At 63.9% G+C, this 24,565-nt stretch carries 31 protein-coding genes and 1 pseudogene; 11 read left to right on the top strand and 21 right to left on the bottom strand.

Features of this window, described 5'->3' with window-relative positions; all coding sequences use genetic code 11:
* Positions 1–107: 107 nt before the first annotated feature.
* Together istB and istA are read right to left on the bottom strand one after the other, a co-directional pair.
* Positions 108–1,001, bottom strand: a complete 894-nt coding sequence (gene istB, locus IE266_RS25560) for an IS21-like element helper ATPase IstB (RefSeq protein ID WP_189682970.1) — start codon at positions 999–1,001, stop codon at positions 108–110.
* Complete coding sequence (gene istA / locus IE266_RS25555; protein ID WP_444544515.1) at positions 998–2,515, bottom strand: IS21 family transposase; 1,518 nt, start codon at positions 2,513–2,515, stop codon at positions 998–1,000. The genes istB and istA overlap by 4 nt, the downstream gene beginning before the upstream one ends.
* 272 nt (positions 2,516–2,787) lie before the next feature.
* Here istA and IE266_RS25550 point away from each other — a divergent pair.
* Positions 2,788–3,375, top strand: a pseudogene (locus IE266_RS25550) (IS3 family transposase); the annotation flags it as partial.
* Between the two features lie 417 nt (positions 3,376–3,792).
* Here IE266_RS25550 and IE266_RS25545 read toward each other — a convergent pair.
* The 13 genes from IE266_RS25545 to IE266_RS25485 all read right to left on the bottom strand — a co-directional run bounded on the left by IE266_RS25545 (position 3,793) and on the right by IE266_RS25485 (position 13,728).
* Positions 3,793–4,065, bottom strand: a complete 273-nt coding sequence (locus IE266_RS25545; RefSeq protein ID WP_189682967.1) for a hypothetical protein — start codon at positions 4,063–4,065, stop codon at positions 3,793–3,795.
* Between the two features lie 57 nt (positions 4,066–4,122).
* The gene (locus IE266_RS25540) at positions 4,123–4,824 is read right to left on the bottom strand and encodes a NapC/NirT family cytochrome c (RefSeq protein WP_189682966.1); all 702 of its coding nucleotides are present in this window, start codon (positions 4,822–4,824) and stop codon (positions 4,123–4,125) included.
* A 22-nt stretch (positions 4,825–4,846) separates the two neighbouring features.
* A complete protein-coding gene (locus IE266_RS25535; protein WP_189682965.1) occupies positions 4,847–5,290 on the bottom strand; it encodes a nitrate reductase cytochrome c-type subunit in 444 nt (147 codons plus the stop codon).
* A gap of 22 nt (positions 5,291–5,312) precedes the next feature.
* A complete protein-coding gene (gene napH / locus IE266_RS25530; protein WP_189682964.1) occupies positions 5,313–6,224 on the bottom strand; it encodes a quinol dehydrogenase ferredoxin subunit NapH in 912 nt (303 codons plus the stop codon).
* A complete protein-coding gene (napG, locus tag IE266_RS25525; protein ID WP_189682963.1) occupies positions 6,221–7,039 on the bottom strand; it encodes a ferredoxin-type protein NapG in 819 nt (272 codons plus the stop codon). The genes napH and napG overlap by 4 nt, the downstream gene beginning before the upstream one ends.
* Before the next feature lie 71 nt (positions 7,040–7,110).
* A complete protein-coding gene (napA, locus tag IE266_RS25520; RefSeq protein WP_189682974.1) occupies positions 7,111–9,600 on the bottom strand; it encodes a nitrate reductase catalytic subunit NapA in 2,490 nt (829 codons plus the stop codon).
* A gap of 44 nt (positions 9,601–9,644) precedes the next feature.
* Complete coding sequence (locus tag IE266_RS25515) at positions 9,645–9,881, bottom strand: chaperone NapD (RefSeq protein ID WP_189682962.1); 237 nt, start codon at positions 9,879–9,881, stop codon at positions 9,645–9,647.
* Entirely contained in the window at positions 9,878–10,381 is a 504-nt protein-coding gene (napF, locus tag IE266_RS25510) for a ferredoxin-type protein NapF (RefSeq protein ID WP_189682961.1), read from the bottom strand. Before napF ends, IE266_RS25515 begins: the two co-directional genes overlap by 4 nt.
* Positions 10,382–10,585: 204 nt before the next feature.
* Positions 10,586–11,353, bottom strand: a complete 768-nt coding sequence (locus IE266_RS25505; protein WP_189682960.1) for a 5-formyltetrahydrofolate cyclo-ligase — start codon at positions 11,351–11,353, stop codon at positions 10,586–10,588.
* Between the two features lie 20 nt (positions 11,354–11,373).
* A complete protein-coding gene (locus IE266_RS25500; RefSeq protein WP_189682959.1) occupies positions 11,374–12,390 on the bottom strand; it encodes an NAD(P)H-dependent flavin oxidoreductase in 1,017 nt (338 codons plus the stop codon).
* Positions 12,371–12,796, bottom strand: a complete 426-nt coding sequence (locus tag IE266_RS25495) for a DUF488 domain-containing protein (protein WP_189682958.1) — start codon at positions 12,794–12,796, stop codon at positions 12,371–12,373. The genes IE266_RS25500 and IE266_RS25495 overlap by 20 nt, the downstream gene beginning before the upstream one ends.
* The gene (locus tag IE266_RS25490) at positions 12,789–13,274 is read right to left on the bottom strand and encodes a hemerythrin domain-containing protein (RefSeq protein WP_189682957.1); all 486 of its coding nucleotides are present in this window, start codon (positions 13,272–13,274) and stop codon (positions 12,789–12,791) included. The genes IE266_RS25495 and IE266_RS25490 overlap by 8 nt, the downstream gene beginning before the upstream one ends.
* Before the next feature lie 4 nt (positions 13,275–13,278).
* On the bottom strand, positions 13,279–13,728 hold the full coding sequence (locus IE266_RS25485) for a group III truncated hemoglobin (RefSeq protein WP_229864491.1): 450 nt from the start codon (positions 13,726–13,728) through the stop codon (positions 13,279–13,281).
* Between the two features lie 86 nt (positions 13,729–13,814).
* Here IE266_RS25485 and IE266_RS25480 point away from each other — a divergent pair, with 86 nt between their 5' ends.
* The 9 genes from IE266_RS25480 (at position 13,815) to IE266_RS25440 (ending at position 19,191) form a co-directional block, all read left to right on the top strand.
* Positions 13,815–14,231: an RrF2 family transcriptional regulator gene (locus tag IE266_RS25480; RefSeq protein WP_189682956.1), complete on the top strand. Its 417-nt coding sequence runs from the start codon at positions 13,815–13,817 to the stop codon at positions 14,229–14,231.
* A 19-nt stretch (positions 14,232–14,250) separates the two neighbouring features.
* Positions 14,251–15,876 carry a cytochrome-c oxidase, cbb3-type subunit I gene (gene ccoN / locus IE266_RS25475; protein WP_189682955.1) on the top strand — a complete coding sequence of 542 codons (1,626 nt, stop codon included), beginning with the start codon at positions 14,251–14,253 and terminating at the stop codon, positions 15,874–15,876.
* A 4-nt stretch (positions 15,877–15,880) separates the two neighbouring features.
* The gene (gene ccoO / locus IE266_RS25470; RefSeq protein ID WP_189682954.1) at positions 15,881–16,609 is read left to right on the top strand and encodes a cytochrome-c oxidase, cbb3-type subunit II; all 729 of its coding nucleotides are present in this window, start codon (positions 15,881–15,883) and stop codon (positions 16,607–16,609) included.
* Positions 16,606–16,767, top strand: coding sequence for a cbb3-type cytochrome oxidase subunit 3 (locus IE266_RS25465; protein WP_189682953.1), 162 nt, complete (start codon positions 16,606–16,608; stop codon positions 16,765–16,767). The genes ccoO and IE266_RS25465 overlap by 4 nt, the downstream gene beginning before the upstream one ends.
* A complete protein-coding gene (gene ccoP, locus IE266_RS25460) occupies positions 16,764–17,639 on the top strand; it encodes a cytochrome-c oxidase, cbb3-type subunit III (RefSeq protein ID WP_189682952.1) in 876 nt (291 codons plus the stop codon). The genes IE266_RS25465 and ccoP overlap by 4 nt, the downstream gene beginning before the upstream one ends.
* Positions 17,636–17,794, top strand: a complete 159-nt coding sequence (locus tag IE266_RS25455) for a hypothetical protein (RefSeq protein WP_189682951.1) — start codon at positions 17,636–17,638, stop codon at positions 17,792–17,794. Before ccoP ends, IE266_RS25455 begins: the two co-directional genes overlap by 4 nt.
* A 12-nt stretch (positions 17,795–17,806) precedes the next feature.
* Positions 17,807–18,604, top strand: coding sequence for a DUF2189 domain-containing protein (locus IE266_RS25450; RefSeq protein WP_229864489.1), 798 nt, complete (start codon positions 17,807–17,809; stop codon positions 18,602–18,604).
* Positions 18,601–18,813: a cbb3-type cytochrome oxidase assembly protein CcoS gene (gene ccoS, locus IE266_RS25445; RefSeq protein WP_189682950.1), complete on the top strand. Its 213-nt coding sequence runs from the start codon at positions 18,601–18,603 to the stop codon at positions 18,811–18,813. Before IE266_RS25450 ends, ccoS begins: the two co-directional genes overlap by 4 nt.
* A 96-nt stretch (positions 18,814–18,909) precedes the next feature.
* Complete coding sequence (locus IE266_RS25440; RefSeq protein WP_189682949.1) at positions 18,910–19,191, top strand: DUF6522 family protein; 282 nt, start codon at positions 18,910–18,912, stop codon at positions 19,189–19,191.
* A gap of 9 nt (positions 19,192–19,200) precedes the next feature.
* On the opposite strand, the gene IE266_RS25435 is transcribed toward IE266_RS25440, so the two are convergent.
* The 6 genes from IE266_RS25435 to IE266_RS25410 form a co-directional block, all read right to left on the bottom strand.
* Positions 19,201–19,365 (bottom strand): hypothetical protein, encoded by a 165-nt coding sequence (locus IE266_RS25435; protein ID WP_189682948.1) that lies wholly within the window; start codon positions 19,363–19,365, stop codon positions 19,201–19,203.
* Between the two features lie 67 nt (positions 19,366–19,432).
* The gene (gene ugpC / locus IE266_RS25430) at positions 19,433–20,449 is read right to left on the bottom strand and encodes a sn-glycerol-3-phosphate ABC transporter ATP-binding protein UgpC (RefSeq protein ID WP_189682947.1); all 1,017 of its coding nucleotides are present in this window, start codon (positions 20,447–20,449) and stop codon (positions 19,433–19,435) included.
* A gap of 4 nt (positions 20,450–20,453) precedes the next feature.
* Entirely contained in the window at positions 20,454–21,290 is an 837-nt protein-coding gene (ugpE, locus tag IE266_RS25425) for a sn-glycerol-3-phosphate ABC transporter permease UgpE (RefSeq protein WP_189682971.1), read from the bottom strand.
* 11 nt (positions 21,291–21,301) lie between these two features.
* Positions 21,302–22,183 (bottom strand): sn-glycerol-3-phosphate ABC transporter permease UgpA, encoded by an 882-nt coding sequence (ugpA, locus tag IE266_RS25420; RefSeq protein ID WP_189682946.1) that lies wholly within the window; start codon positions 22,181–22,183, stop codon positions 21,302–21,304.
* A gap of 36 nt (positions 22,184–22,219) precedes the next feature.
* Positions 22,220–23,530: a sn-glycerol-3-phosphate ABC transporter substrate-binding protein UgpB gene (gene ugpB / locus IE266_RS25415; protein ID WP_189682945.1), complete on the bottom strand. Its 1,311-nt coding sequence runs from the start codon at positions 23,528–23,530 to the stop codon at positions 22,220–22,222.
* A gap of 199 nt (positions 23,531–23,729) precedes the next feature.
* Positions 23,730–24,041, bottom strand: coding sequence for an HPP family protein (locus IE266_RS25410; protein WP_189682944.1), 312 nt, complete (start codon positions 24,039–24,041; stop codon positions 23,730–23,732).
* Positions 24,042–24,413: 372 nt separating this feature from the next.
* Here IE266_RS25410 and IE266_RS27225 point away from each other — a divergent pair, with 372 nt between their 5' ends.
* Complete coding sequence (locus tag IE266_RS27225; RefSeq protein ID WP_268249782.1) at positions 24,414–24,542, top strand: hypothetical protein; 129 nt, start codon at positions 24,414–24,416, stop codon at positions 24,540–24,542.
* Positions 24,543–24,565: the final 23 nt, after the last annotated feature.

Raw genomic sequence — 24,565 nt, 5'->3', positions numbered from 1 at the left:
ACCGACCGGCCCTGCGATACCAACACATCGACCTGCCGGAGCTTCACGACAATCTCCTTATAGCGCGACAAACTGGATGAGACGCGCGCGTCAATCTGGATGGGATTCTACGTCGCGGCGTCAGCGACGGTATCATCCTGATTGTCGCTGGCAAGGGCTGATGTTTGGGTTGATTGACGCTCCGCGACAATCTGCGGGGTGTTGTTGATTGTCGCGAAGGCGGCGGGTCTGCCGCGTGATCGCTTGGCCTCCATGGCACTTCGCCGCCTGTAGCTCTCGACGTTCATCTCGAAGATGGTGGCGTGGTGAACCAGCCTGTCGACGGCGGCGAGCGTCATGGCTGGGTCCGGGAAGACCCGGTTCCATTCACCGAAGGGTTGGTTTGCGGTGAGCAGGATTGACCTTCGCTCGTAGCGAGCGGAGATCAGTTCGAACAGCACGCTGGTCTCGGCCTGATCCTTGGTGACGTAGGCGAGGTCGTCGAGGATCAGCAGGTCGAACTTGTCCAGCCTGGCGATAGCTGCTTCGAGCTGCAATTCGCGCCGCGCTACCTGCAGCTTCTGGACCAGGTCCGTGGTTCGGGTGAACATCACCCGCCAGCCATTCTCGATGAGGGCGAGGCCAATGGCGGCCGCGAGGTGGCTCTTGCCGCCGCCCGGCGGGCCGAACATCAGCACGTTCGCGCCCTTGGCGAGCCAGCTGTCACCCGCCGCCATGGCCATGACCTGCGCCTTGGAGATCATCGGAACGGCCTCGAAGGCGAAGCTGTCGAGGGTCTTACCCGGCGGCAGATGCGCCTCGGCGAGGTGGCGTTCGATGCGGCGATTGGCGCGCTCGGCCAGTTCGTGCTCGGCGATGGCGGCGAGGAAGCGCGCCGCGGGCCAGCCCTCGCGATCGGCCGTTTCGGCGAACTGCGGCCAGAGCGTCTTGATCGTGGGCAGGCGCAACTCGTTCAGCATGATGCCGAGGCGGGCCTCGTCGACGGGATGCGCGGTCGTCATGCCGTTTCTCCCATCCAGGCCGTCGGGGCGACGAGCGCGTCGTAGCTTTCGAGGCCGACCTGCGCCACCGAGACGGTCGGCAGGTCCGATGGATCGGGTCCGAACCGCCGTCGCAAGGCGACCGGATCGGGCAGAAGTCCTGCCGCCAGAACCGTCTCGATCTCGACGCCCAGCTCGCGCTCGCAGCCGCGATCATGCGCCAGCGCCAGGAGTTCGACGGTGACCTTGCAGGCCATCTTCTCGGGCAGCTGGGCCATCAGAGCCTCGAAGGCGCGGCGGTAGGCCGCTCGCGGGAAGAGCTTGTCGCGATAGACGAGGTTCAGCAGCGCCATCGGCTTCCTGCGCAGCGAATGGATGACGTGATGGTAGCTGACCACCTGATCGTGCTTGCCGCTGGCCTGGGCGCGACCGCGCGGCAGGGTCAGCAGATGCGTTCCGCCGACGAAGATATCCAGCCGGTCATCGAACAGGCGCACACGCAGCCGATGCCCGATCAGGCGGGACGGCACGGTGTAGAAGACCTTGCGCAGGGTGAAGCCGCCGGTCGATGACACAGTGACGATAACCTCCTCGAAGTCGGTCGTGCGGTTCGAAGGCAGGGCCTGAAGATAGGCCCGTTCTGCGGCGATGCGCTTGCCATGAGCCGCATTCCGGCGCCCCACGATCTCGTCCACGAAGGCGCGGTAATCCGCCAGACTGGCAAACTCTGCCCCGCCCCGCATCAGCAGGGCGTCGCGGATCGCCGCCCTGAGATGGCCGTGCGCGCTTTCGATGGCGCCGTTCTCATGCGCCACCCCGCGGTTGTTGCGCGTGGGTGTCATCCGGTAATGCGCGCAGAGCGCATCGTAGCGCCGCGTCAGATCAGCCGCGGCGTCGGCGTCGAGGCTGCGGAAGGCCGCGGAAAGGCTGTCGGTGCGATGCTGATGCGGCGCGCCACCGGCGGACCACAGCGCGTTCTGCAGCCCCTCGGCCAGGGCGACGAAGCTTTCGCCGCCGAGAATGACATGGCCATGCTCAAACCCCGACCACGGCAGGCGGAAGTGATAGAGCAGATGCGCCACGGGCTGGCCGCCGATCGTGACACCCAGGGAGGACATGTCGGTGAAGTCCGACAGGCCCAGCCGGCCCGGCTCATGAACCTGCCGGAAGATCACATCCTGCTCGGCACCGTGCAACGCGCGCCAGGACCGGATCCGGCGTTCGAGGGTTCGGCGGATACCCGGCGAGAGTTCGGGATAGCGGCGCAGCATCTCCTCGAAGATCGCCACCGGCCGCAGCCCCGGCGCCTCCTTCAGGAGCGGCACGACTTCAGCATCGAAGATGGCCTCGAGCGGATCGGGCCGTCGGCGCTCCCTCGGCTGCGCCTTCTGCGAAGGAAGTCGTGGGTCATGCGCGATACGATACCCAGTGGAGCGGCTGAAATCGGCCTTGGCGGCGGCCACCTCGATCGGGTGGGTCTGTCGGAGCTTCATGAAAAGCCTCGTCTGTTGATCGGTTACATGGCGGCCCGGCACAAAGGTGGTTCCCATTCCTGAAAACCACCAGCGTATCGGTCCGGCCGCGATCGCAGACGCAAATTCGAAGCGCACGCGGTGTTGGGCCTGTTCCTCCAGTCGGGCTACGCCCTCCTTCTGTCACAGGCCCAACACCGCGTCCCATCCTGATTGACGCTGAGTCTCAACTTGTTTGTCGCGCCGCACTCCTCGGGCTTATGCTTCTTCTGGGGCATTCCTTGATCCTCCATCTGGCTCGAAAGCCTACTTCAGGGAGGACCACTTTTCAGGGGGCAGGCCACCGCGTGCCGCGGACGACCGACAGCCGGCACAATCTGGGGATCGCTCCGAACCTGCTGATGCGGAATTTCCGGGCCTCGGAGCCCGACCGCATCTGGCTGGCGGACATCACCTACGTGCCCACGGACGAGGGCTGGCTTTACCTCGCCGCAGTCAAGGACATGGCGACCATGGAGATCGTCGGCTGGTCGATGTCCGACCGCCTGAAGAGCAGCTTGGCCGTCGATGCGATGCGCATGGCGCTGCAGAACCGCCGGCCAGCGCCGGGTCTCATCTGTCATTCAGACAGGGGCATCCAATATGCTGCCGGTGACTACAGGCGGCTTCTCTATGCTTGGAAAGCCGTCGCCTCGATGAGCCGAAAGGGCGATTGTCTCGATAACGCGCCGATGGAGAGTTTCTTCGGATCGCTGAAGAACGAGCTGGTCCACCGCACGCGGTTCCGGTCGCGCCAGAAGGCAAAGGCCGCGCTGTTCGAGTATATTGCGATTTTTTACAATCGCCAGCGACGCCACTCGACCATCGGTTACCGCACGCCCGAGCAGACACGGATCGACATGGCCGCCAAGATGGCCGCATAGTGAAAATCGCCCCACTCCGGGATCCGGGGGCAAGCTCTTTCCTGTTCTCGACAGGTGTTCCGGTCTGAAAGCCGTCCAACTCGGAAGCCGCTGAAACCATCAAGACTACTTGAAATCAGACATTCCGAGGATCATGCTACCAGAAGTCGAGTGCTATCCGGCCTCGCGGAAGACATGATTGGAAACTCGCATGTCGCAAAGAACCTGGGTAATCGTCATCGTCGCTCTGATCGTCCTTGTCGGGCTATATTATGTCTGGGGTAACAACTCGGAAACCAAGGGACCTGAGGCGCCTGCAACAACCGCACCCTCTAACTGACTACCCGCTGAACCGCGTATCGGCGCATACGCAGATTGGCTGATGGAAAACATGGGCCGTGCATTGGCGCGGCGGCGAGTCTGGGTTCAGACCGTTCGTCAAACAGTTGCACCCCTGCGGCGGATCGCGCTGCCGGTCAGCCCGGCGAGGATCCCGACGGTGATGGCGACGACATATTCCGTCACCGTGAGCGGCACATAGGTTGAATGCGACCCGCCCATCAGCCAGGCCGACAGCAACCCGATCAGGCCGCCAATGCTGCCCCCCAGCAGCCAGTTCCGGGTCATCATACCGAAGGCTACGCCGAATATGCCTGGCAGTCCGAGGATGCTTCCGCCGATGGTTCCGAGAAGGTCGAGAAAACTGAGCATGTCAGGGGTCTCCGTAGCCTTGAGATCTGCGGCCCATGCGCCGCCGGTTCTGCGGGTTCAGTCGCGCGCGGCGTCGAGGTATGTCCGGATCGAGGCCAGGTCCATGCGCGCTGGTGTGATGTCCCCGGCGCTGGCGAGGCTTTCGACAACGTGGCGGTACTCCTCGAGGTAGCCCGGCGCAAGATCGTGGGCGATGCCCTGGTGGCAGTCGATGCAGGTCATGCCCTCGTCGATGGCCCGCTGGTGGTTCGAGGCCGCACGAGTTTCCTGAAGGGTGAAGTCCATATACTCGAAGGCGTGACAGTTGCGGCATTCGCGGCTGTCCGAGGTCTTCATCTTGCGCCAGACGGCCGAGGCCATCTCGAGGCGGCGTTCCTCGTATTTCTCCGGTGTCGAGATGGTGCCGAGGACTTCGTGGTAGACGTCCTTCACCGCCATGATCTTGGCCTTCATCTTGTATTGCCATTCATGCGGCACATGGCAGTCGGAGCAGATCGCGCGCACGCCGGAATGGTTGTTGTAGTGAACCGTCTGACGGTATTCGCTCAGATTGGTTTCCATGGTGTGGCACGAGGTGCAAAACTCCTCGGTATTGGTCAGTTCCAGCGACCAGTGAAATCCGCCCCAGAAGATGATGCCGGCGAGGAACCCGGCGATCAGCAGGAAGCCGGTGCTAAGCACTCCGGTCGGGCTCCAGAAGGCATCCCAGGCGCGGCGCAGGATGTTTGGGCGGCGTGGCGTGTTCTCGGTGTCCGGCATGGTGCGTCTCCCTGTCGATTGGTCAGTTGGATTGGCCGGAGGGGCGGAAGGTATTGCCCACCAGAGAGGGCGTATCGGCCTGCGGGACGTGACACTGGTTGCAGAACCAACGGGTTCCGGCCACGGTATCGAGCTGGTTGCCCGCCCGGTCGAGGTAGTGGGTCATTGACAGCGTCGGCGCGCCACGGTCGCCGGCGTTGGTCCAGTCGTGGCAACTGAGGCACTGGTTGGTGCGTCGGTCGATCTGATAGTTGTCGATGGGATGCGGAATGATTGGCGGCTGCTGCCGGTAGTTGCGCACCTGCCGGCCTTCGTCCTGGCTGGGGAAGCCCGGCGGCGGCAGCTCGCTGTCGACACCGGCGCCGCGCAGCGCCTTGACCGGGGCGGTCGACTGCGCCGTCACCAGACCGCCCATCGCCAAGCTCAGACCTACGGCGGTTATCACCGCAAAGACTGACAGTTTCATGTCACGACTCCCTTTCCTCATGTCACACCGCTTTGCGGGCGGCCTCGGTGGGCCTTGGGTCTTTAGTGTCGTCGACGCGATGGTCGAACCGATGGGTGAAGGCAAAGACGTCGACCGAGCAAACGTCGATGCAACGACCGCAGTTGGTGCAGTCGGGCGACAGGATGAGCGGCGTCTCGCCCTCCCGGCCTCGCAAGGCAGGTGAAATCACCTGATTCTCGGGGCAGATGGCAAAACAGTCCATGCAGTCGTCGCAGGTATTTCGCCTCGTAGCCGAGACGCGCAGCAGGCTCTTTTGGCCGATCAGCCCGTAGAAAGCGCCGACGGGGCACAGGTGACCGCACCAGCCCCTGCGCGACACCAGCAGATCGAAGACGAAAACCAGCGCGACCAGCGCCCAGGCGAAGCCGAGGCCGAAGATCAGCCCGCGGTGCAAGATGGTGATCGGATTGACCATCTCCCAAGCGATTGTCCCGGTCAGCGTCGAGACGGCAAGCACCGCGCCAAGCGCCCACAGCCGGGTCTGGCGTTTCGGTTGCCATCCCTTTTGCAGGCCCAGCCGATTGTGCAGCCAATAGGCGGCATCGGTGACGGGGTTGATCGGGCAGACCCATGAACAATAGACCCGCCCGCCGACAAGCGCATAGACCGCAAGCACGATTGCCGCACCGGTAAAGGCGGTCAGTTCGGGCCAATGCCCGGCAACAACGCTCTGCGTCAGCACCAGCGGGTCTGTGAGCGGCAGCAGACCGAAGGTCCGCGAGCCGGCAAGAGTGCCGACAACCCACCAGATGCCGAACCAAGGCCCGAGCAGGAACAGCATCAGAAAGCCCGCCTGTGATAGGCGTCGCAGGACTTGGAACCGATGCGCCAGCCACCAACCCTTGGTGCGGATGGCCTCGACGCCGACGGGCATGGCGGTCTTGGCCTTCATTGCCCGCCCTCCGGCAGTTTGAAGGCCGGTTCGAAACCGCCCGGCGCAGCAAGGTTATCGGTGCCGGGGCCCGGCAGGCGGTCTGGCAGGTCGATAATCCCTTCGACCAACGGACCGCCGTTGTTTTGCTCTTCTTCCCAGCCCTTTCGGTAATGGTCGCCGGGAGCACCACGCGCAAGACGAAGCGGGAGCACCTTGATGGCCGCCTCGGGCAGAACGCAGCTCTTCTCGCATTTGCCGCAACCGGTGCAATAGTCGGCGTGAACTGTCGGAGCGAAGATGGCGTGATGCCCGGACCGGTTGTTGTGCGAGAGTTCGAGCGTGATCGCCTGGTCGATCACGGGGCAGACCCGATAGCAGACGTCGCATCGCAACCCGAGGAAGTTGAGGCAATTCTCCTGATCGACCAGGACCGCCGTGCCCATGCGGGCCGCATCGATATCGGTCAGCCCCGGATCGAGTGCGCCGGTCGGACAAGCGGCGACGCAGGGGATATCCTCGCACATCTCGCAGGGCACGTCCCGAGCGGTGAAATAGGGCGTACCTGTCGCCGGGCCATCAGCCCCCAGTTCGGCGAGCGACAAGGTGTCGTAAGGACAGTCGCGCACGCAAAGCCCACACCGGATGCAGGCGGCCAGGAAGTCGCCCTCGGGCAAGGCGCCAGGCGGACGCAGGGCCTCGGCTGGCAGGGAACGGGCGTCCTCGACCCACCAGACCAGCCCGCCGCCCAGAAGCAGGCCGCCTCCTGCCAAACGCGCGGTGTCGGTCAGGAACCGGCGGCGCTGGGGCGATAAGGTTGGCTTGGCAAATGACATGCCCGGCTTCCATGGTTGACTGTGCGGGGCGCGCAAACCATCGCGCGCCCCCGTTTCTCAATCGCGGCGGATCATGCCCGTTCGACCTTGCAGGCGCACTTCTTGAAGTCCGTCTCCTTCGAGAGCGGGCAGGTTGCATCCAGTGTGAGCTTGTTGATCAGCTGGCCCTCGTCGAACCAGGGCACGAATACCAGCCCCCTGGGCGGCTTGTTGCGACCCCGGGTCTCGACCCGGCTCAGCATTTCGCCGCGACGGGTCGAGATCACGATCTCCTGGCCGCGCCGCAGCCCGCGCGCCTCGGCGTCGTCGGGGTTCATGAACACCACTGCCGCAGGGAATGCGCGGTGCAACTCGGGCACCCGCCGGGTCATCGAACCGGAATGCCAGTGCTCGAGCACCCGTCCTGTCGAGAGCCAGAGGTCATATTCCTCGTCAGGCTCCTCGGCCGCCGGCTCGTAGGGTGAGAAGATGATCTTGGCCTTGCCGTCCTTGTGGCCATAGAAGGTCAAGTCGCTGCCAGCAGGCACATAGGGGTCATAGCCTTCGCGGAATCGGTAAAGCGTTTCCTTGCCGTCGACCACCGGCCAGCGCAGGCCACGCGCGTGATGATAGACGTCAAAATCGGCGAGGTCGTGGCCGTGGCCGCGGCCGAAGCTGGCGTATTCCTCGAACAGGCCTTTCTGCACGTAGAAACCGAAGTGCAGGGATTCATCGTTTTCGAACCCCTCGGCGGTCTCGCTCAAAGGGAAGGCGTTGACCTGCCCGTTCTCATAGAGCACCTGATATAGCGTCTTTCCGGCGAGTTCCGGCTTTTTGGCCACCAGCTCCGCGCCCCAGACCTCGTCGACGGTGAAGCGTTTCGAGAATTCCATCAACTGCCATAGGTCGGACCGCGCTTCGCCCGGAGCCTTGACCTGCTGGCGCCAGAACTGCGTGCGGCGCTCGGCATTCCCATAGGCACCCTCTTTCTCGACCCACATGGCGGTGGGCAGGATCAAGTCGGCGGCCATTGCAGTGACGGTCGGATAGGGATCTGAGACAACGATGAAGTTGTCGGGGTTGCGATAGCCAGGATAGCCTTCGCCGTTGATGTTTGCCCCAGCCTGCATGTTGTTGTTGCACTGCACCCAATAGGCATTGAGCGTGCCGTCCTTCAGCGCGCGGTTTTGTGCCACCGCGTGCAGACCGGGCTTATCAGGAATGGTGCCGGGCGGCAGTTTCCAGATCTCTTCGGCATGGGCGCGATGTTCCTCGTTCGTCACCACGAGATCAGCCGGCAGCCGGTGCGCAAAGGTGCCGACCTCCCGCGCGGTTCCGCAGGCCGAGGGTTGGCCGGTGAGCGAGAAGGGCGAGTTGCCCGGCTCCGATATTTTCCCGGTCAGCAGGTGGATGTTGTAGACCGACCCGTTGGCCCAGGATCCGCGGGTGTGCTGGTTGAAGCCCATGGTCCAGAGCGACATGACCTTGCGGTTGGGGTCGGCATATTGCCGGGCCAGCTTCTCGAGCTGATGCGCCGGCACACCGGACAATTCGGAGACATATTCGACAGAATACCTGGCTACTGACGCCGCATATTCGTCGAAGTCGATCGGGGTCAGCTTGCCGGAATTCGGGTTGGCAGCCTTCTCCTGGCGCGGATCATTGTCGCGCAGACCATAGCCGATATCGGTATCGGTCTTGGTGATGTTGACGTGTTTGTTGACGAAGTCCCAGTTCACCGCGTCGTTCTGGATGATGTAGTTGGCGATGTAGTTCAGTATTGCCAGGTCGGTTTGTGGCGCGAAGACGATGCCATTGTCGGCCAGCTCGAAGCTACGGTGCTCGAAGGTCGACAGGACATGCACCTGTGCCCCCTCCTTGGTCAGCCGCGTATCGGTCAGCCGCGACCACAGGATCGGGTGCATCTCGGCCATGTTCGAACCCCATAGCACGAAGGTATCGGCGTGCTCGAAGTCGTCGTAACAGCCCATCGGTTCATCGATACCGAAGGCACGCATGAAGCCGACAACGGCTGAGGCCATGCAGTGCCGCGCATTCGGGTCGATGTTGTTGGAACGGAAGCCTGCCTTCATCAGCTTCGACGCAGCATAACCTTCCCAGACCGTCCATTGGCCAGAACCGAACATGCCCACCGAGGTCGGACCCTTGGCCGCCAGCGCCTCCTTCCACTTCGCGGCCATGACGTCGAATGCCTCGTCCCAGCTGACCGGTTCGAATTCGCCGTTCTTGTCGTAGACGCCGTTGGCCTTGCGCAGCAGCGGCGTGGTCAAGCGGTCAGCGCCATACATAATCTTGGACAGGAAATAGCCCTTGATGCAGTTCAGCCCCCGGTTCACCGGTGCCTCCGGATCGCCCTGAGTAGCGACGACGCGGCCCTCCTTGGTGCCCACCAGCACGGAACAGCCGGTGCCACAGAAACGGCAGGGCGCCTTGTCCCAGCGGATGTCGGAATTGCCCGGCGTCTGAGCCTGCGCGAGAGCCGGGCTGAGGGTAATGCCTGCGGCTGCGGCAGTGCTGGCGGCGGCAGTTGCCTTGAGGAAGCTGCGGCGTGATTCCGACATGGTCATGGGCGGGTCTCCTTATGAGCGCCGCGACAGGCGCAATCCTAGGACGAAGGTTCGAAATGATGGTAATTTAGGGTCAGCGAATACACGCCGGGGATCTGGTGCAACGACATGATGATTTCCGAGGCAGGCGCTTCTGCGGTGTCCTCAACGACCACGACAAGGCGGCCGTCCGGCGTGGCGGCGTGAACTTCGACGCCGGCCATGCCCTCCATCTGTTCGCGGGCCCCAGACAGGGCTTCGCGGGAGACATGGACGAGGCAGCCACATATATTCATGCCTGAACCTCTTGGCCGGGTTGCGAGACCGTGAATGTGATCGCGCCCGCCGGGCAGACATAGGCGCATTCGCCACAGCCAGTGCACAAGTCAGTGTCGATCAAAGGGATCGCGCGTCCGCCAGTCACTAGGCGGAAACGGAGCGCCCGCTCGCCGCAGCCATCCTCGCAGGTGCGGCAGGCGATGCCGGCAAGCGACAGGCAGGTCGCGCCTACCGAGGCGCGCCAAGGCCATTCGGGGGTATCATCCTGCGCCAAGGCCCCCGTCGGGCAGGCTCGCATGCAGTCTTGGCAGAAGGTGCAGGCGCCTTTGGAGAAGTCAAGTTCCGGAAAGCCTGAAACGCTTTGCACGACTATGGCTTGCGGACAGGCACGTGAGCAGTCTCCGCACTGCGTGCACAACTGCAAAAAGCCCGCGTGGGCACCGGGAGGATGGAGTGCCGGGCTGCGGCACGTGGAAAGCCGGCCCCGAAGGAAGTTGCGTCGGCTGGGATTGGACATCACCTTACGCCCGTCTTCTATCGTTCCCCCACCCTATCTCTTTTCGATATGGAATCCAGTAATTTTGCCAAAACGTCGAAAGGAGGGCTAAGCTGGAATAATTACAATCCAAATTATCGGGTTTTGGCTGCAGTGAGGCCGGTAGAACCGAAGCGCAACCAGATCAGGTCAATCTGCCACTGCCAATATCAGGTTTTGCCGATTTCAACGGGGTCTGTTCCGAGCGACCGGCGTCCATTGCAGTGCCGCCCCATGCCTGCCTGGAGCCCCTGAAGGAGAGACATGTACGTCGCCCTCCGTCAGGATGAGGTCCAGCGGAATGTCATGTGGTTGCGGATAGATGGTCGCCAGTTTCGCCGCCTGCAGGCCGATCCCGATGACGAAGGGCTTTGGGTCCAGCGCTGCCAGCGTCCGGTCGAAGTAGCCGCCACCATAGCCAAGCCGATAGCCTTCCGCCGTCCAACCGACCAGCGGTGCGAGGGCGATGTCGGGAGTGAGGACCGGAGCATCGGGAGGAGGCACCGGAATGTTCCAGTCACCGCGCACCATGCGCGTATCTGGTGTCCAGCGGCGGAAGGTCAGCGGCGCGGCTCTGGTCTCGACCACCGGCAAAGCGATGATCACGCCGTCACCGTGCAGTTCCGACATCAATGTCCGCAGGTCAGGTTCACCCTTGATCGGCCAGTAAGCGGAAAACACCAGACCCCGCGCGCCGCCGAAACGGCCTTGCAACAACTGCCGCAGGTGCCCGGTCAACGCCGCGCCGGCAGCTTTGCGATCGGCCACCGACAGCGCCAGGCGCGCGGCGCGCAGGCGGCTGCGCGCGGCCCGGCGCCAGCGGGCGACATCGCGCGCCTGTTGCGGATCCACCGCCAGCGAATCGAAGTATCCCGGTGCGATCTCGGCGGCATAGCAGGGCGGCGAGGAAAAGCCACTGGAACAGGCGAAGCTTTTGAAGTCGTCGTCACTCATGACGGAGCCCCCATCTCGTTTCACACCATTCCTTGAAGCAGGTTTCTGGCTTGGGCGGCCATCCTTGCCAAACGCTGTGCCGCTGTCGGGATGTCGTGGATGGCACCGGTTCCCCGTCCGGCATAGAGGGCCATGGCCTCAAGGTCGCCAGCGGTGGTTCGCAGCGGCGAATCCGTGCTGTAGCGCAGGCGGGCCTGATCGCCATCCCAGGCTATAGTCTCGCGCGGCAGAGCGTCGGGATCGTGGCCGAGATACTGTCCGTTCAGCCGTTCAGTCACGCTGTTGGAGATTACCCGCACTGCCGCGCCTCGTGGCCAGTTCAGAACGAAGACATCGGTCAGTACAGTGTCCTCGCCACTGGCCTCGACGATGCGGGACTTGTGATAGGGGTGCGCGAAAGCTTCCTGGGTTGCCAGGAAGGCGGTGCCGCATAGTACACCTGCTGCGCCAATCGCAAGCGCCGCGGCCAGGCCCTCTCCGGTGGCGATCCCGCCCGATACCACCACCGGCAGCTTTGTCTGTGCGAGGATCTGCTCGGCCAGCTCAAAGGCTGGGCTGCGTCCGTGCACATGGCCACCCGCCTCGACGCCTTGCGCGATGATGACATCCGCCCCGGCGGCCTCGGCCATGCGGGCTGCCGCAAGTGTTCCGACCTGATGTAGCACCAGGCAACCCGCGCGCTTCACCCGCGCGACCACCTCCGGCATGACGTCCCAGAAGAAACTGAACGCCGGGACATCGAGATCGATACAACAGTCGATCTGTGCGTCGAGCAGCCGCTGCTCCGTTGCCGCCGGGATCAGGTTGACAGCAAAGCGGCGATCGGTTGCCTGGCGCAGCGCGGCCACCTCCGCGGCAATCAAGCTGGGGGCTTCGCGCACCATGCCCAGCGTAGCATAGCCACCGGCATTGGCTATTGCGGCGGCCAGTTCCCAACGCGCCACACCGCCCATACCTGCCAGCAGAATGGGCACCTTGCAGCCCAACAGATCGCAAAGCGGTGTATGCAGGGCCGCGTCACCTCTCGAGTCGGTCACCTATTCGGTCCTCCTCGTTCATCTGTCGGCGAATGTAGTTGCGCAGTACGATGGCATTGTTGTGCTCCTCGTCCTTCGCGCCAAACAGGAGAGTAATGATCCCCTCGCGCGCCAATCCCGCTAACTCACGCACCAGCTCGTGTCGCGTGGCGAGTTCCGACTGGTAACGCTTTTCGAATTCCGCCCAGCCATCGGGATGGGCGTGGAACCATCGCCGCAAGCTGTCGCTCGGCGCGATCTCTCGGCACCAACTCGCAAGCCGAGCGCGATCCCGCGTGATGCCACGCGGCCAGAGGCGATCGATCAGGATCCGCTTGCCGTCCGAGACACGCGCTGCCCTATAGATGCGTTTGACACGGATGCGTTCGACAGCTGTCTCGGGAACGGGTAGGCGATGCTCAGGCATGGCCCGCCTGCTTTGTCTCGAAATGGGGAAAGAGTACCTCATTCTCAAGCCGGATATGCTCAAGCAGGTCGTCCAGGAAGGCGCCGATGCCGGCATAAAGCTGCATCCAGCGCCGGCAGGCGCCTTTCGCCAGGGCCTGATGGTCGGTCAGCCGCATGATCTGCCCTACCTCAGCTTTGTGGTCGTCGTGATCCGCACGCACCTCCGCGATCAGCGGGTCGAGTAGTGCAGCATTCCGACGGATGGCGGGGAAGAGGATCAGTTCTTCCTTCTTCATGTGCACTTCCAGCTCTTCGACCATACGGCACAGCAGCTGGCCCAAGCCGGCAGGCACCTTTGGCTCCCCGGCGTGGAGAGCTTCAACTTTCTCCGACAGCGCCACCAGTTCGAGCAGTTGGGCACGGTGCCTGGCATGGAACTCCGTTTCGATAAAACGGGTGAGACGGGCAGCGTACAGGCGAGTTGCTGGTTTCCTCATTTCGCTATCCGCAGATCAGCGAGGGGATTGCACCGGGCTTCGCATCCTCGACCGCCATGTGCAGCGATCGGGCGATCCGCTCGGCGCGTTCGACCACATGCGCGGCGCCTGCGGGCGAACAGGTCTCTGCCGCCGTCTCGCGAAACAGGTCCAGCCAGCGTTCGAAATGATCCCAGGTGACCGGCAGGGCCACGTGTGCAGGCACCGGCGCGCCGTGATAGCGGCCGGTCATCAGGGCGACCGACGACCAGAAGGCCACCATGCGCTGCAGGTGCGGGTCCCAATCGGCGATACGCGCCGCGAAGATCGGCCCCAGCACCTTATCGGCGCGCACCTTGCCATAGAACCGATGCACCAGCCGGGTAAGCACAGCTTCGTTCAGGCCGGTGCGGGACATGATCTCGGCGGTCATCTGCGGACGCGCGGACAGGATATCGGGCTCTTCGGGCGGCATCGGGGTCTCCGCAGTTTTGGCTTGATCTCAGGCCTATCTTGATTAATAGGTATTGTAAATACCAATTCATGCAATTGCGAGGTCACATGCGTCTCACCTCCTTCACCGATTACGGACTGCGGATGCTCATGCGGATGGCCAGCGCGCCCGATCGGGCCTTCTCGACAGCTGAGCTGGCCGAGGAATTCGCCCTCTCGCGCAATCACCTGACCAAGATCATGCAGCAGCTCGCCCGCGGCGGCATTGTCGAGACGCGCCGGGGCGGCGGCGGCGGGGCGGTGCTCTGTCGTGAGGCCTCGACCATCCGGCTCGGCGACATCGTGCGGCTGCTCGAGGATGGGCAGGCGCTGGTCGAATGTTTCGGGACAGGCGGAAGCGATTGCAGCATCGAGGGCTGCTGTCGCCTCAAGGCCAGGCTGCGGCGCGCCGAGGCCCGGTTCATCGAGGATCTCAACCAGTCAACACTCGCCGATATCGCCCTGCCGCAGCGCGCCACGGCATGATGGCGGAAGGTTGGACACGATGACAGCCACACTGACATATTCCGAACGCCGTGTCGGCCTTGCCCTGTCAGTCCTGCTGACCCTTCTGGGGTTCGCCATGGCGGCGGCGGCGCGCCAGGGGGTGATGTCAGTGCATGGCTTCATGGCGCTAGCGCTCGGGCTCGGCCTCGCCGTGAGGCTGGGGGGCGCGCTCTACGATCCGCCGCCGCCGCGCGAGCGGATGCAGCGCTACGACGATGCGCCAACCCGGTTCGGTATCGCGATGACGCTGGTCTGGGCGATCATCGGCATGGCGGCCGGCGTCTGGGTCGCCGCGCTGCTGTACTGGCCCGAGGCGACTCCACCCTGGCCCGCGACGAGCTTTGGCCGGCTGCGACCGGTGCATACCACCGGCATCATCTTCGGCTTTGGTGGCAATGCGCTGATTGCCACATCGTTTCACGTGCTCCAGCGCAGCGCGCGGGCCCGGCTGGCCGATTCCGTCAGCCCCTGGGTCGTGCTGCTAGGCTACAACCTGTTCTGCGCCTGGGCCGTCACCGGCTATCTGATGGGCAGCACCCAGTCTAAGGAATATGCCGAGGCCGCCTGGTATGCCGACCTCTGGCTGGTGGTGATCTGGATCACTTATTTCGCCCTCTACCTGCGCACGCTGGCGCGCCGGGCCGAGCCGCATATCTACGTCGCCAACTGGTATTACCTGGCCTTCATCCTGGTCGTGGCGATGCTGCACATCGTCAACAACCTGGCTCTGCCGGTGCGGCTCACCACCGCCGAGAGCTTTCCGGTCTGGTCTGGAGTGCAGGATGCGATGGTGCAGTGGTGGTACGGTCACAACGCGGTTGCCTTCTTCCTGACCGCTGGCTTCCTCGGCATGCTCTACTACTTCCTGCCGGTGCGTTCGGGACGGCCGATCTGGTCCTATCGGCTTTCCATCGTCAGCTTCTGGGGCATCACCTTCTTCTACATCTGGGTTGGATCGCACCATCTGCATTACACCGCGCTGCCCTACTGGGCGCAGACACTGGGCATGACCTTCTCGATCATGCTGCTGGTGCCCAGCTGGGCCTCGGCCGGTAATGCCATCGCCACGCTCAATGGCGCCTGGCACAAGGTCCGCGACGACGCCACGCTGCGCTTCATGTTCGTCGCGGCGGTGTTTTACGGGCTGTCGACGTTCGAAGGCTCGTTCCTGGCCATCCGGCCGGTCAACTCGTTGAGCCACTATACCGATTGGACCATCGGCCATGTCCACTCCGGCACCCTGGGCTGGGTCGCGATGATCGTGTTCGGGGCGATCTACACCCTGGTGCCGCAGGTGTCGGGCCGCGTCGACATGGCTTCGCCCCGCGCCGTGGAATGGCACTTCTGGCTCGCAGTGACCGGCACACTTGTCTACGTCATCGCCATGTGGAACGCGGGTATCACGCAGGGCCTGATGTGGCGCACATATGACGCCAACGGCGCGCTGTCCTACAGTTTCCTGCAATCGGTTCAGGCGATGGCGCCCTATTACCTGCTGCGCACCATCGGCGGCGCGATGTTCCTTGCCGGGGCGGCGATCTGCGCCTGGAACTGCCGGGCCACCATGCGTGCGGCACAGGGCGAGGCGCGTGACCGCCCGCTTGTCGCCCAGCCTGCGGAGTGAGGCCATGCTGAGACTGCACTACAACCTCGAACGGGTTTCGATGGGCCTGGTCGCGGCCATCATCGTCGCGGCCTCGGTCGGCGGGATCGTCGAGATCGCGCCGCTTTTCACCATCGACGAGACCGTCGAGATGCCTGCCGACCTGCGCCCGCTCACGCCGCTGGAACTGGCGGGGCGAGGCATCTACATCCGCGAGGGCTGCTATGCCTGCCATAGCCAGATGGTGCGCAGTCTTGCCGACGAGATCGACCGCTACGGGCCCTATTCGCTGGCCGGAGAATCCGCCTATGACCACCCGATGCTCTGGGGGTCCAAGCGTACCGGGCCAGACCTTGCGCGGTTGGGCAGCAAGTATTCCGATGCCTGGCATGTCGCGCACCTGCTCAACCCGCGCGCCATGGTGCCGGCCTCGATCATGCCGGCCTATCCCTGGCTGACGGAGACGCTCGACACCGGGCTTCTGTCGGATTCGCTGGCCGCTCTGGCGCGTCTTGGTGTGCCCTACGCCCCGGAGATGATCGCCGCCGCCGAGGCCGACGCCCTGGCACAGAGCCGCCCTGACAGCGACGCAGCCGAAGGTTTCCTGGCGCGCTACGGCGAACGACCGGCGCTGCGCAGTTTCGACGCCGATCCGTCCCGGCTCACCGAGTTGGACGCGTTGGTGGCCTACCTGCAATCGCTCGGCACGCAGACCGATGCGCCATTCGGTATCCTGACGGAGCGCAGCCAATGACCCATGATCTGCTGGTCTACCTATCCAAGACGCTCGGCCTGATCTGGCTGATGGGCTTCTTCGCCATTGTGGTGATCCGCGCCTATAGCCCGGCGCGCCGTGCGGCGCACGAGGCGGCCGCGCGCTCGGTGCTGGCCGGAACGGAGACAGCGGAATGAGCGAGCTACACAACCGCGAGGTCGATCCGGTGACCGGGCATGACACCACCGGTCACGACTGGAACGGCATCAAGGAGTTGAACACACCCTTTCCCAAGTTGGTGATATGGGCGCTGGTCCTGACCTTCGCCTATTCCGTCATCGCATGGGTACTGCTGCCGGCATGGCCGCTTGGACGGGACTACACGCGCGGTCTCTGGGCGCTGGATCAGGATGAGGAAGCGGTCACCGGCTACCGCGCGCTGGAAACCGGGCGCCAAGGCTGGCTGGCGCGCTTCACCGAGTCCGATCTCGAGGAGCTGCGGGCCGATGCCGGGCTGATGGCCGCGGCGTACCCAGCCGCACAACGCCTCTTCGGAGACAATTGTGCTGCCTGCCACGGAACCGCGGGGCAGGGCGGACCAGGCTTCCCGGTGCTCGCCGATGCCACCTGGCTCTGGAGCGGCGAACCTGCGGAGATCGCCCTGACCATCCGCCACGGCATCAACGCAGAAGATCCCGAAACGCGCTATGCCGAGATGCCCTCCTTCGACTGGATGGAGACGGGCGACCTGGAGGCTCTGGCGCAATTCGTGGCCGGGTTGCGCGACGGAACTGCCGATGCCGGCAGCCCGGCTGCGACGCTCTTCTCCGAGAACTGCGCCTCCTGCCACGGCGAGGGCGGCGAAGGCGGACTGGGTGTCGGCGCACCCTCGCTGACGGACCAGGCGGTAATCTACGGTCAGGATGCCGCCACGGTGCTTGAGACCCTGCGTCACGGCCGGCAGGGGGTGATGCCGGCCTGGACGGCACGCCTGTCGCCGGCCGAGATCAACCTGCTGGCGCTCTATGTCGCGGGGCTGGACACCGCCGGTGATGAGGCAGGGCAATGACCGGAAGCACCCAAAAACGCCTGGCGATTGCCGTGGCGCTGGTCGTCGTGCTGGGGGTCGTTGCCGCCAACGCGCATCTGGTCGCGGTGGCCATAGGGTCACAGCCCGAATGCAAACTGGCCGCCGGCGCGATGCCTGCCCGACGGGACTGCTGAAAGGAGACTGTCGTGCTCGAACCGCTTCCCAGACTTCGCAAGCCGGACCGCCTGGTTCCGGTCTATGCGCGCAATCTGCCCGCCTCCGCCGCTTTTGGCTGGCTGTGCGGCGGCTGGGTTGATTTCCGGGCCGCTCTTGGGCCCAGTCTCGCCTACGGGCTGTTTCTTACCCTGATGTCCTACGCGGTACTCTGGTTACTCGAGGTCAGCCACCTGCTCTATCTCGCGCTGCCCGCACTGTCGGGCTTTCTGATCGTCGGACCCTTCCTCGCCATCGGCCTCTACGAGAAGAGCCGCCTCCAGGCGGCGGGCGAAACTGTGACGCTGGGGCGGATGCTGGCGTTCCGCCCGGCCTCGGGCCCGCAGCTCGCCTATGCCGGTCTGCTGCTCGGTCTCCTCATCCTGTTCTGGTTACGCGCCGCAGACCTTCTCTATGCGCTGTTCTTCGGCCTGGTGCCCTTCCCCGGTGCGCAGGAGGCCTTGAGCAACGTGCTGACAACTCCGCGTGGCTGGGCGCTGCTCGGGACGGGCGCGCTGGTGGGCGGGCTGTTCGCGGCTTTCGCCTTCGCCATCAGCGCCTTTTCGGTTCCGATGCTGGTGTCGCGGCGCACCGACGCCCTGACAGCCATGGGCCTGAGCCTGGTGATGACAGTGCAGAACCTGGCGCCCATGCTGGCCTGGGGCATGGTGGTCGCCGCCGGCCTGGCGCTGTCGCTGCTGACAGGCCTGCTTGGTCTGATCGTGATCTTCCCGGTCCTCGGGCATGGAACCTGGCGCGCCTATGTCGCCATCGCGGAGGACACGACATGAGCCTAGGCATTCTCATCCCGCTCTCGATCGCCCTCGGGCTGATCGGTCTCGCCGCCTTTGTCTGGGCACTGCACGATGGACAATTCGATGATCCCCTGGGTGCGGCCTGGCGCATCATTCCGGAAGATCGCCCGTCAGAGCTGAACAGGCTGGTCCAAGACAAGCCGGCTCCCGACGCTGCAGACCTGCACACTCCGGGCCGGCAATGACCTCATGAGCAAACCCGCGCGCATATTGGTTGGAAACGTCGTGACGGGCACTATTCCCATTGCCCACGCCGCCAATGACGATAGGTATTGTACGTCATGAGCGACGTCACCCGGAACGCCGATGGCTTCGAGGTCGACGCGCGGCTGCTCTCTGCGACTTTCGGGCTCACGGAACGCGAGATCAAGGCGCGGATGCGCGATGGCCGGATCACCACGCTGAGCGAGAAAGGCGAGGGAGAAGACGAGGGCCGCTGGCGGATGACCTTCTACCACGGGACCCAGGCATTGCGGCTGACAGTCGACAAGGACGGAAACCTGCTGTCGCGGTCGACCTTCCCGGTCGCGGCGAGGGCGCAGCCTGCCAGCGGCAAGGAGTGACCGGCCCGATCAGGCGGTCCTGCAGTCCCGTGTCTTCGCCAGCAGAAGCCGCATGATGTCCGAACCTGTGATGACGCCGGCCAGCCGCTCGTCCGTCCTCACCGACACCGTCTCGGCCCCCTGGACGGCGAGACGGTTCAGGATCTGACCGACCGGCGTGTTGGTCGCCGTCAACCGATCCGCAGGTCCAGCTTCGCAGCCACAAGCGCCTCGATGATATCGGCCTGCAGGAGCCCTGGCGTCACCCGGCCTGGCGCACCCGATTGCCGCCGTGGTCGAACCAGAGTTCGCGCACCCGGTCCCAGCCGATGCCGCAGGTCTCGCCCTCGGCGGGCACCGGCGCGGTGCCGTCCTGGCGCAGGGTGAACATCTCGCCGCCGGTCAGCCGCAGGTGCAGCAGCGTCTCGGCGCCAAGGGCCTCGGCGAAGAGCAGGGTTCCATTGGCCAGGCCCTGATCGGGCGCGACAAGGCTGGCGTTTTCGGGCCGCACTCCGATCCGCGCAACGCCCGATCGGCCCAGTGTCTCGGCGGCCAGGAAGTTCGTGGCGGGCGAGCCGATGAAGCCGGCGACGAACTCGGTGGCCGGGTTGGCGTAAACCTCCAGCGGAGCGCCGATCTGATCGGCGCGGCCGGCGTTCATGACGATCATCCGGTCGGCCAGGGTCATCGCCTCGACCTGATCGTGGGTCACGTAGAGCGAGGTGATGCCGAGCCGCTTCTGCAGTTCCTTGATTTCCAGCCGCATCTGCACCCGCAACTTTGCATCAAGATTCGAGAGCGGCTCGTCAAAGAGGAACACTGACGGCTTGCGCACGATGGCGCGGCCCATCGCAACGCGCTGCCGCTGACCACCCGAGAGTTCGCGCGGCTTGCGGCCCATGTAGGGTTCGAGCTGCAGCATCTGGGCCGCCTGCGCCACGCGTTCGGCGATCTCGGCCTTGGGCGTGCCGGCGATCTTGAGCCCATAGGCCATGTTGTCGAACACGCTCATATGCGGGTAGAGCGCGTAGTTCTGGAACACCATCGCAATATTGCGGTCCATCGGCTCGACGTCGTTCATGCGGCGACCGTCGATGGTGATTTCGCCCGATGTGACGGTCTCGAGCCCCGCTACCATCCGCAGCAAGGTGGACTTGCCGCAGCCCGAGGGGCCGACGATCACGATGAACTCGCCTTCGGCCACGTCGATGGAGACGCCATGGATCACATCGGTCTTGCCGAAGGTCTTTTTCACGTCGGTGATCGTCAGGGTTGCCATCTGTTTATTTCTCGCTGTCGACTAGGCCGCGGATGAAGAGCTTTTGCATCGAGACCACGACGATGACCGGCGGCAACATGGCGAGGATCGAGGTCGCCATGATCACTGGCCAGTCGGCAACGTCATCGCCCGAGGGGAACATCTGCTTGATGCCCATCACGATGGTGTTCATCGACGGATCGGTGGTGATGAGCAGCGGCCAGAGATACTGGTTCCAGCCGTAGATGAAGAGGATCACGAAAAGCGCGGCGATATTGGTGCGGCTCATGGGCAGCAGGATGTCCCAGAAGAACCGCATGGGGCGGGCGCCATCCACGCGCGCGGCCTCGGCCAGTTCGTCGGGCACGGTCATGAAAAACTGCCGGAACAGGAAGGTCGCCGTGGCCGAGGCGATCAGCGGGAAGATCAGCCCGGAATAGCTGTTCAGCATGCCAAAGCTTGCGACGACCTCGTAGGTCGGCACGATCCGCACCTCGACCGGCAGCATCAGCGTGAGGAAGATCAGCCAGAAGAACAGCCGCCGGCCCGGAAAGCGGAAATAGACGATCGCAAAGGCCGAAAGCAGCGAGATCACGATCTTGCCGACGGCGATGCCGACGGCCATGACAAGCGAGTTCGCCAGCATCAGCGCCACCGGGGCATTGACACCCGAGACCAGCGCCTTGCGGTAGTTCTCGAAGAACTGGTCGCCGGGCAGCAGCGGCATCGGCGGGCTGACGATCTCGGGCTGTGAAACCGTCGAGGCGACAAAGGCGAGCCAGATCGGGAAGAAGATCACCAGCACGCCGATGGTCAGCCCGATGTGAGTGAACCAGTGGCCCGCGCCCCGGTTTTCGACCATTCCGTCCCGCATCAGTAATGCACCCTGCGTTCAATGAACTTGAACTGCACCACGGTCAGCAGTCCCACCAGCACCAGCAGGATGACCGATTGCGCGGCCGATCCGCCAAGATCCTGGCCGACGAAACCGTCCTTGAAGACCTTGTACACGAGGATCGTGGTGGCTTGCTGGGGGCCGCCCGAGGTGATGGTGTGGATCACACCGAAGGTCTCAAAGAAGGCATAGACCACGTTGACCACCAGCAGGAAGAAGGTCGTCGGCGACAACAGCGGCCAGACGATGGTGCGAAAGCGCGTCCAGAAACGGGCGCCGTCGATGGCGGCGGCTTCGATGACCGAGCGTGGGATCGCCTGCAGTCCGGCGAGGAAGAAGAGGAAGTTGTAGCTGATCCGCCCCCAGGCCGAGGCGACGACGACAAGGCCCATGGCCTCGCCCTCGTTCAGCACGTGGTTCCAGTCATAGCCGAGCAGCCCGAGGTACCAGGCGACCACGCCGACGCGGGTGTTGAACATAAACATCCACAGCACCCCGGCCACGGCGGGCGCAACGGCATAGGGCCAGATCAGCAAGGCGCGATAGGTGCCGGATCCCTTGATCAGCCGGTCGGCCAGCACGGCGAGATACAGCGCCACACCCATCGAGACCAGCGTGACGAGGCCCGAGAACACGGCGGTCGTAACGAAGGAGGCGCGATAATAGGGATCGCCCAACAGATACTCGAAGTTTCCAAGACCGACAAACCGCGATGACAGACCGAAGGGATCGGGAATGAACAGCGACTGCCAGACCGCCTGTCCGGCGGGATAGAAAAAGAAGACGGCCGTGATGATGACCTGCGGCAGCAGGAGCAGCATCGGCAACAGCCAGCCTTTGAAGGTGACGCGCTTTTCCATGACGAAAGGCGGGGGCCGGGGCCCCCGCTGCCGACCTTAGCGGTTGGCTTGCTCGAAGCGGCGCAGCAGCTCGTTGCCACGTTGCACGGCGGTATCAAGGGCCGTCTGCGCGTCCTTGTCGCCGGCCCAGACGGATTCGAGTTCCTCGTCGATGATGCCGCGGATCTGGTCGAAATTGCCCAGGCGGATGCCCTTGGAATTCGCCGTCGGCTCTTTCGCGGTCATTTGCTTCACGGCGATGTCGGTGCCGGGATTGGCATCATAGAAGCCCTGGCTGCGGGTCAGTTCGCCGGCGGCGCGGGTGATCGGCAGATAGCCGGTGTCCTGGTGCCACTTGGCCTGCACCTCGGGCGAGGAGAGATAGTTGAGGAAGGATGCGACGCCTTTGTATTCCTCGGCCTCGTGCCCGGTCATGACCCATAGCGATGCGCCGCCGATGATGGTGTTCTGGGGGGCGCCTTCGGTGCCGTCCCAATAGGGCAGCGGCCGAACGTCAAAGGCGAACTTGGCTTCGGACTTGATGCCGGCATAGCCTGCCGAACTCTCGGTGAACAGCGCGCAGGTGCCGGCGCGGAAGTCGGCGCCGCCCTCGTTGCGGCGGCCCTTGTAGATGAACTTGCCTTCCTTGGCCCAGTCGCCCATCGTCTGGATGTGCTTGACCTGAAGCGGCGCATTGAAGGCCAGTTCGGTATCGAGACCGCTGAAACCGTTGTCCTTGGTGGCGAAGGGCACGTTGTGATAGGCCGACAGGTTCTCGAGATGGATCCAGCTCTGCCAGGCGGTGGTCAGCGGGCAGGCGTGACCGGAGTCCTTGAGCTTGTCCAGCACCTCGCCGACCTTCTGCCAGGTCGAGAGATCGACCGCAGGGTCGATGCCGGCCGCCGACAGCGCGTCCTTGTTGACCCATAGCACCGGGGTAGAGGAGTTGAACGGCAGCGAGAGCATCTGGCCGTCGGCCGAGGTGTAATAGCCTTTGACCGAGCCGATATAGTCATCGGGATTGAAGGCCGCGCCGGACTCGGCCATGACCTCGTAGACCGGCTTGATCGCGCCCTTGGCGGCCATCATCGTGGCAGTGCCGACCTCGAAGACCATCAGGATCTGAGGTTGCTCTTTCGCGCGGAATGCCGCGATACCGGCGTTCAGCGTCTCGGAATAGTTGCCCTTGTGGGTCGCTACGACTGTGTAGTCGCTCTGGGACGCGTTGAACCCTTCGACCTGCGCTGCGACCAGCTCGCCGAGCCGTCCGGTGAAAGCATGCCAGAACTGGATTTCCGTCTGCGCAAAAGCGCTGGTGCCAAAGGCAATGGCCGCCGCAGCCGTTCCTGCAAATGTATTGAACTTCATTTCGTCCTCCCCGACTTTTCAACTAACTCCGCAGCAATACTGGTGATTTGCGATTCTTGCAAACCGCGACGCGGTGCCCGAAGAACTGGCTTTCCCGGTGCCGACGGGCCAGGAAGCGACCCCGCGCGGGATCGACGCGACCAGAGGCGCCCGGTCACCCGGTTGAAGAGGATTGCCGCACAGACCAGCGCGGCCGTCATCAGCCCGACCTGCGCCAGCGAAGAAAATCGGGCCCGCCTCCAGGACCGGGGTTCAAGGTCGCGAGCAGCGCCTCCGCACCGCTTGGCGGATGTAGCGCGCCGGCGGCCATCATCGCCGCGATGGCAAGGCCAACCCTCAGCGCGGGCGCCCAGTCCCGCGGATAGATCGACAGCATCAGCACCGCGACCCGCGCCGACAGCGAATTGCCCAGCATCGCCGACCAGGGCTGCGTAAGAGGCGCGTTCAGAACCTCGAAGGCGAGTACGGCGGTCGTGCACGCTTGCCGGATCGAACAGCGTGATTTCTTCATGGGCGCCTTCCCGGATGACACCGCGATCAACGTAGCCGAATTCGGGGACGGTCAGGCCGGTCATCTTGTGGACAGCAGTTTCGAGGCTGAACAGGCTCCTGTCGCGGCTGAAATGACCGAGAATGCGCGGTAAGGTTCCCCGGAGGCGCGGATGCGGGAATTCGTCATGGGGCAGGCCGTCGGACCCTGTCATCGTCGGATCGTCCTGATAAGAAGAAGTAGAGCCGGGTTCCAAGAGTGATGGTCGCCGACAGGCTGCCATCCTGTGGGGCTGCGAGGCGCGATCTCAAGCTGGGGATCGAGGGTCGTGCGCAAAAGGGATTCAACAATCGAAAAAAGAATTTATACCAGCCATTCCGGAGGCGGAAGTAGATGCGCAACCGGTTCAAGTCGCCGGCAGATGTGCAGCGCTTCGTGTCGATTTTCGACCCGATCGCCAATCTCTTCCATCTTCCCCGCTCTGAAAGTAAGCGCCACGCCGATCCCCTCCTGCCGCGTTGAAGCTGGCTGTGCGAGTCCTGCTG

This window comes from Seohaeicola zhoushanensis (assembly GCF_014656415.1).
Taxonomy (GTDB): Bacteria; Pseudomonadota; Alphaproteobacteria; order Rhodobacterales; family Rhodobacteraceae; genus Seohaeicola_A; species Seohaeicola_A zhoushanensis.
The sequence above is the reverse complement of the archived record's forward strand: the minus strand, read 5'-3'. Positions and strand labels throughout refer to the sequence as shown.

What these genes read in the sequence shown, in the direction of transcription:
- istB (WP_189682970.1), bottom strand. Translation starts at nt 1,001, where the DNA reads ATGACGACCGCGCATCCCGTCGACGAGGCCCGCCTCGGCATCATGCTG.
- IE266_RS25545 (WP_189682967.1), bottom strand. Translation starts at nt 4,065, where the DNA reads ATGCTCAGTTTTCTCGACCTTCTCGGAACCATCGGCGGAAGCATCCTC.
- IE266_RS25540 (WP_189682966.1), bottom strand. Translation starts at nt 4,824, where the DNA reads ATGCCGGACACCGAGAACACGCCACGCCGCCCAAACATCCTGCGCCGC.
- IE266_RS25535 (WP_189682965.1), bottom strand. Translation starts at nt 5,290, where the DNA reads ATGAAACTGTCAGTCTTTGCGGTGATAACCGCCGTAGGTCTGAGCTTG.
- napH (WP_189682964.1), bottom strand. Translation starts at nt 6,224, where the DNA reads ATGAAGGCCAAGACCGCCATGCCCGTCGGCGTCGAGGCCATCCGCACC.
- napG (WP_189682963.1), bottom strand. Translation starts at nt 7,039, where the DNA reads ATGTCATTTGCCAAGCCAACCTTATCGCCCCAGCGCCGCCGGTTCCTG.
- napA (WP_189682974.1), bottom strand. Translation starts at nt 9,600, where the DNA reads ATGTCGGAATCACGCCGCAGCTTCCTCAAGGCAACTGCCGCCGCCAGC.
- IE266_RS25515 (WP_189682962.1), bottom strand. Translation starts at nt 9,881, where the DNA reads ATGAATATATGTGGCTGCCTCGTCCATGTCTCCCGCGAAGCCCTGTCT.
- napF (WP_189682961.1), bottom strand. Translation starts at nt 10,381, where the DNA reads ATGTCCAATCCCAGCCGACGCAACTTCCTTCGGGGCCGGCTTTCCACG.
- IE266_RS25505 (WP_189682960.1), bottom strand. Translation starts at nt 11,353, where the DNA reads ATGAGTGACGACGACTTCAAAAGCTTCGCCTGTTCCAGTGGCTTTTCC.
- IE266_RS25495 (WP_189682958.1), bottom strand. Translation starts at nt 12,796, where the DNA reads ATGCCTGAGCATCGCCTACCCGTTCCCGAGACAGCTGTCGAACGCATC.
- IE266_RS25490 (WP_189682957.1), bottom strand. Translation starts at nt 13,274, where the DNA reads ATGAGGAAACCAGCAACTCGCCTGTACGCTGCCCGTCTCACCCGTTTT.
- IE266_RS25485 (WP_229864491.1), bottom strand. Translation starts at nt 13,728, where the DNA reads ATGCCGCCCGAAGAGCCCGATATCCTGTCCGCGCGTCCGCAGATGACC.
- IE266_RS25480 (WP_189682956.1), top strand. Translation starts at nt 13,815, where the DNA reads ATGCGTCTCACCTCCTTCACCGATTACGGACTGCGGATGCTCATGCGG.
- ccoN (WP_189682955.1), top strand. Translation starts at nt 14,251, where the DNA reads ATGACAGCCACACTGACATATTCCGAACGCCGTGTCGGCCTTGCCCTG.
- ccoO (WP_189682954.1), top strand. Translation starts at nt 15,881, where the DNA reads ATGCTGAGACTGCACTACAACCTCGAACGGGTTTCGATGGGCCTGGTC.
- IE266_RS25465 (WP_189682953.1), top strand. Translation starts at nt 16,606, where the DNA reads ATGACCCATGATCTGCTGGTCTACCTATCCAAGACGCTCGGCCTGATC.
- ccoP (WP_189682952.1), top strand. Translation starts at nt 16,764, where the DNA reads ATGAGCGAGCTACACAACCGCGAGGTCGATCCGGTGACCGGGCATGAC.
- IE266_RS25455 (WP_189682951.1), top strand. Translation starts at nt 17,636, where the DNA reads ATGACCGGAAGCACCCAAAAACGCCTGGCGATTGCCGTGGCGCTGGTC.
- ccoS (WP_189682950.1), top strand. Translation starts at nt 18,601, where the DNA reads ATGAGCCTAGGCATTCTCATCCCGCTCTCGATCGCCCTCGGGCTGATC.
- IE266_RS25440 (WP_189682949.1), top strand. Translation starts at nt 18,910, where the DNA reads ATGAGCGACGTCACCCGGAACGCCGATGGCTTCGAGGTCGACGCGCGG.
- ugpC (WP_189682947.1), bottom strand. Translation starts at nt 20,449, where the DNA reads ATGGCAACCCTGACGATCACCGACGTGAAAAAGACCTTCGGCAAGACC.
- ugpE (WP_189682971.1), bottom strand. Translation starts at nt 21,290, where the DNA reads ATGGTCGAAAACCGGGGCGCGGGCCACTGGTTCACTCACATCGGGCTG.
- ugpA (WP_189682946.1), bottom strand. Translation starts at nt 22,183, where the DNA reads ATGGAAAAGCGCGTCACCTTCAAAGGCTGGCTGTTGCCGATGCTGCTC.
- ugpB (WP_189682945.1), bottom strand. Translation starts at nt 23,530, where the DNA reads ATGAAGTTCAATACATTTGCAGGAACGGCTGCGGCGGCCATTGCCTTT.
- IE266_RS25410 (WP_189682944.1), bottom strand. Translation starts at nt 24,041, where the DNA reads ATGAAGAAATCACGCTGTTCGATCCGGCAAGCGTGCACGACCGCCGTA.
- IE266_RS27225 (WP_268249782.1), top strand. Translation starts at nt 24,414, where the DNA reads ATGCGCAACCGGTTCAAGTCGCCGGCAGATGTGCAGCGCTTCGTGTCG.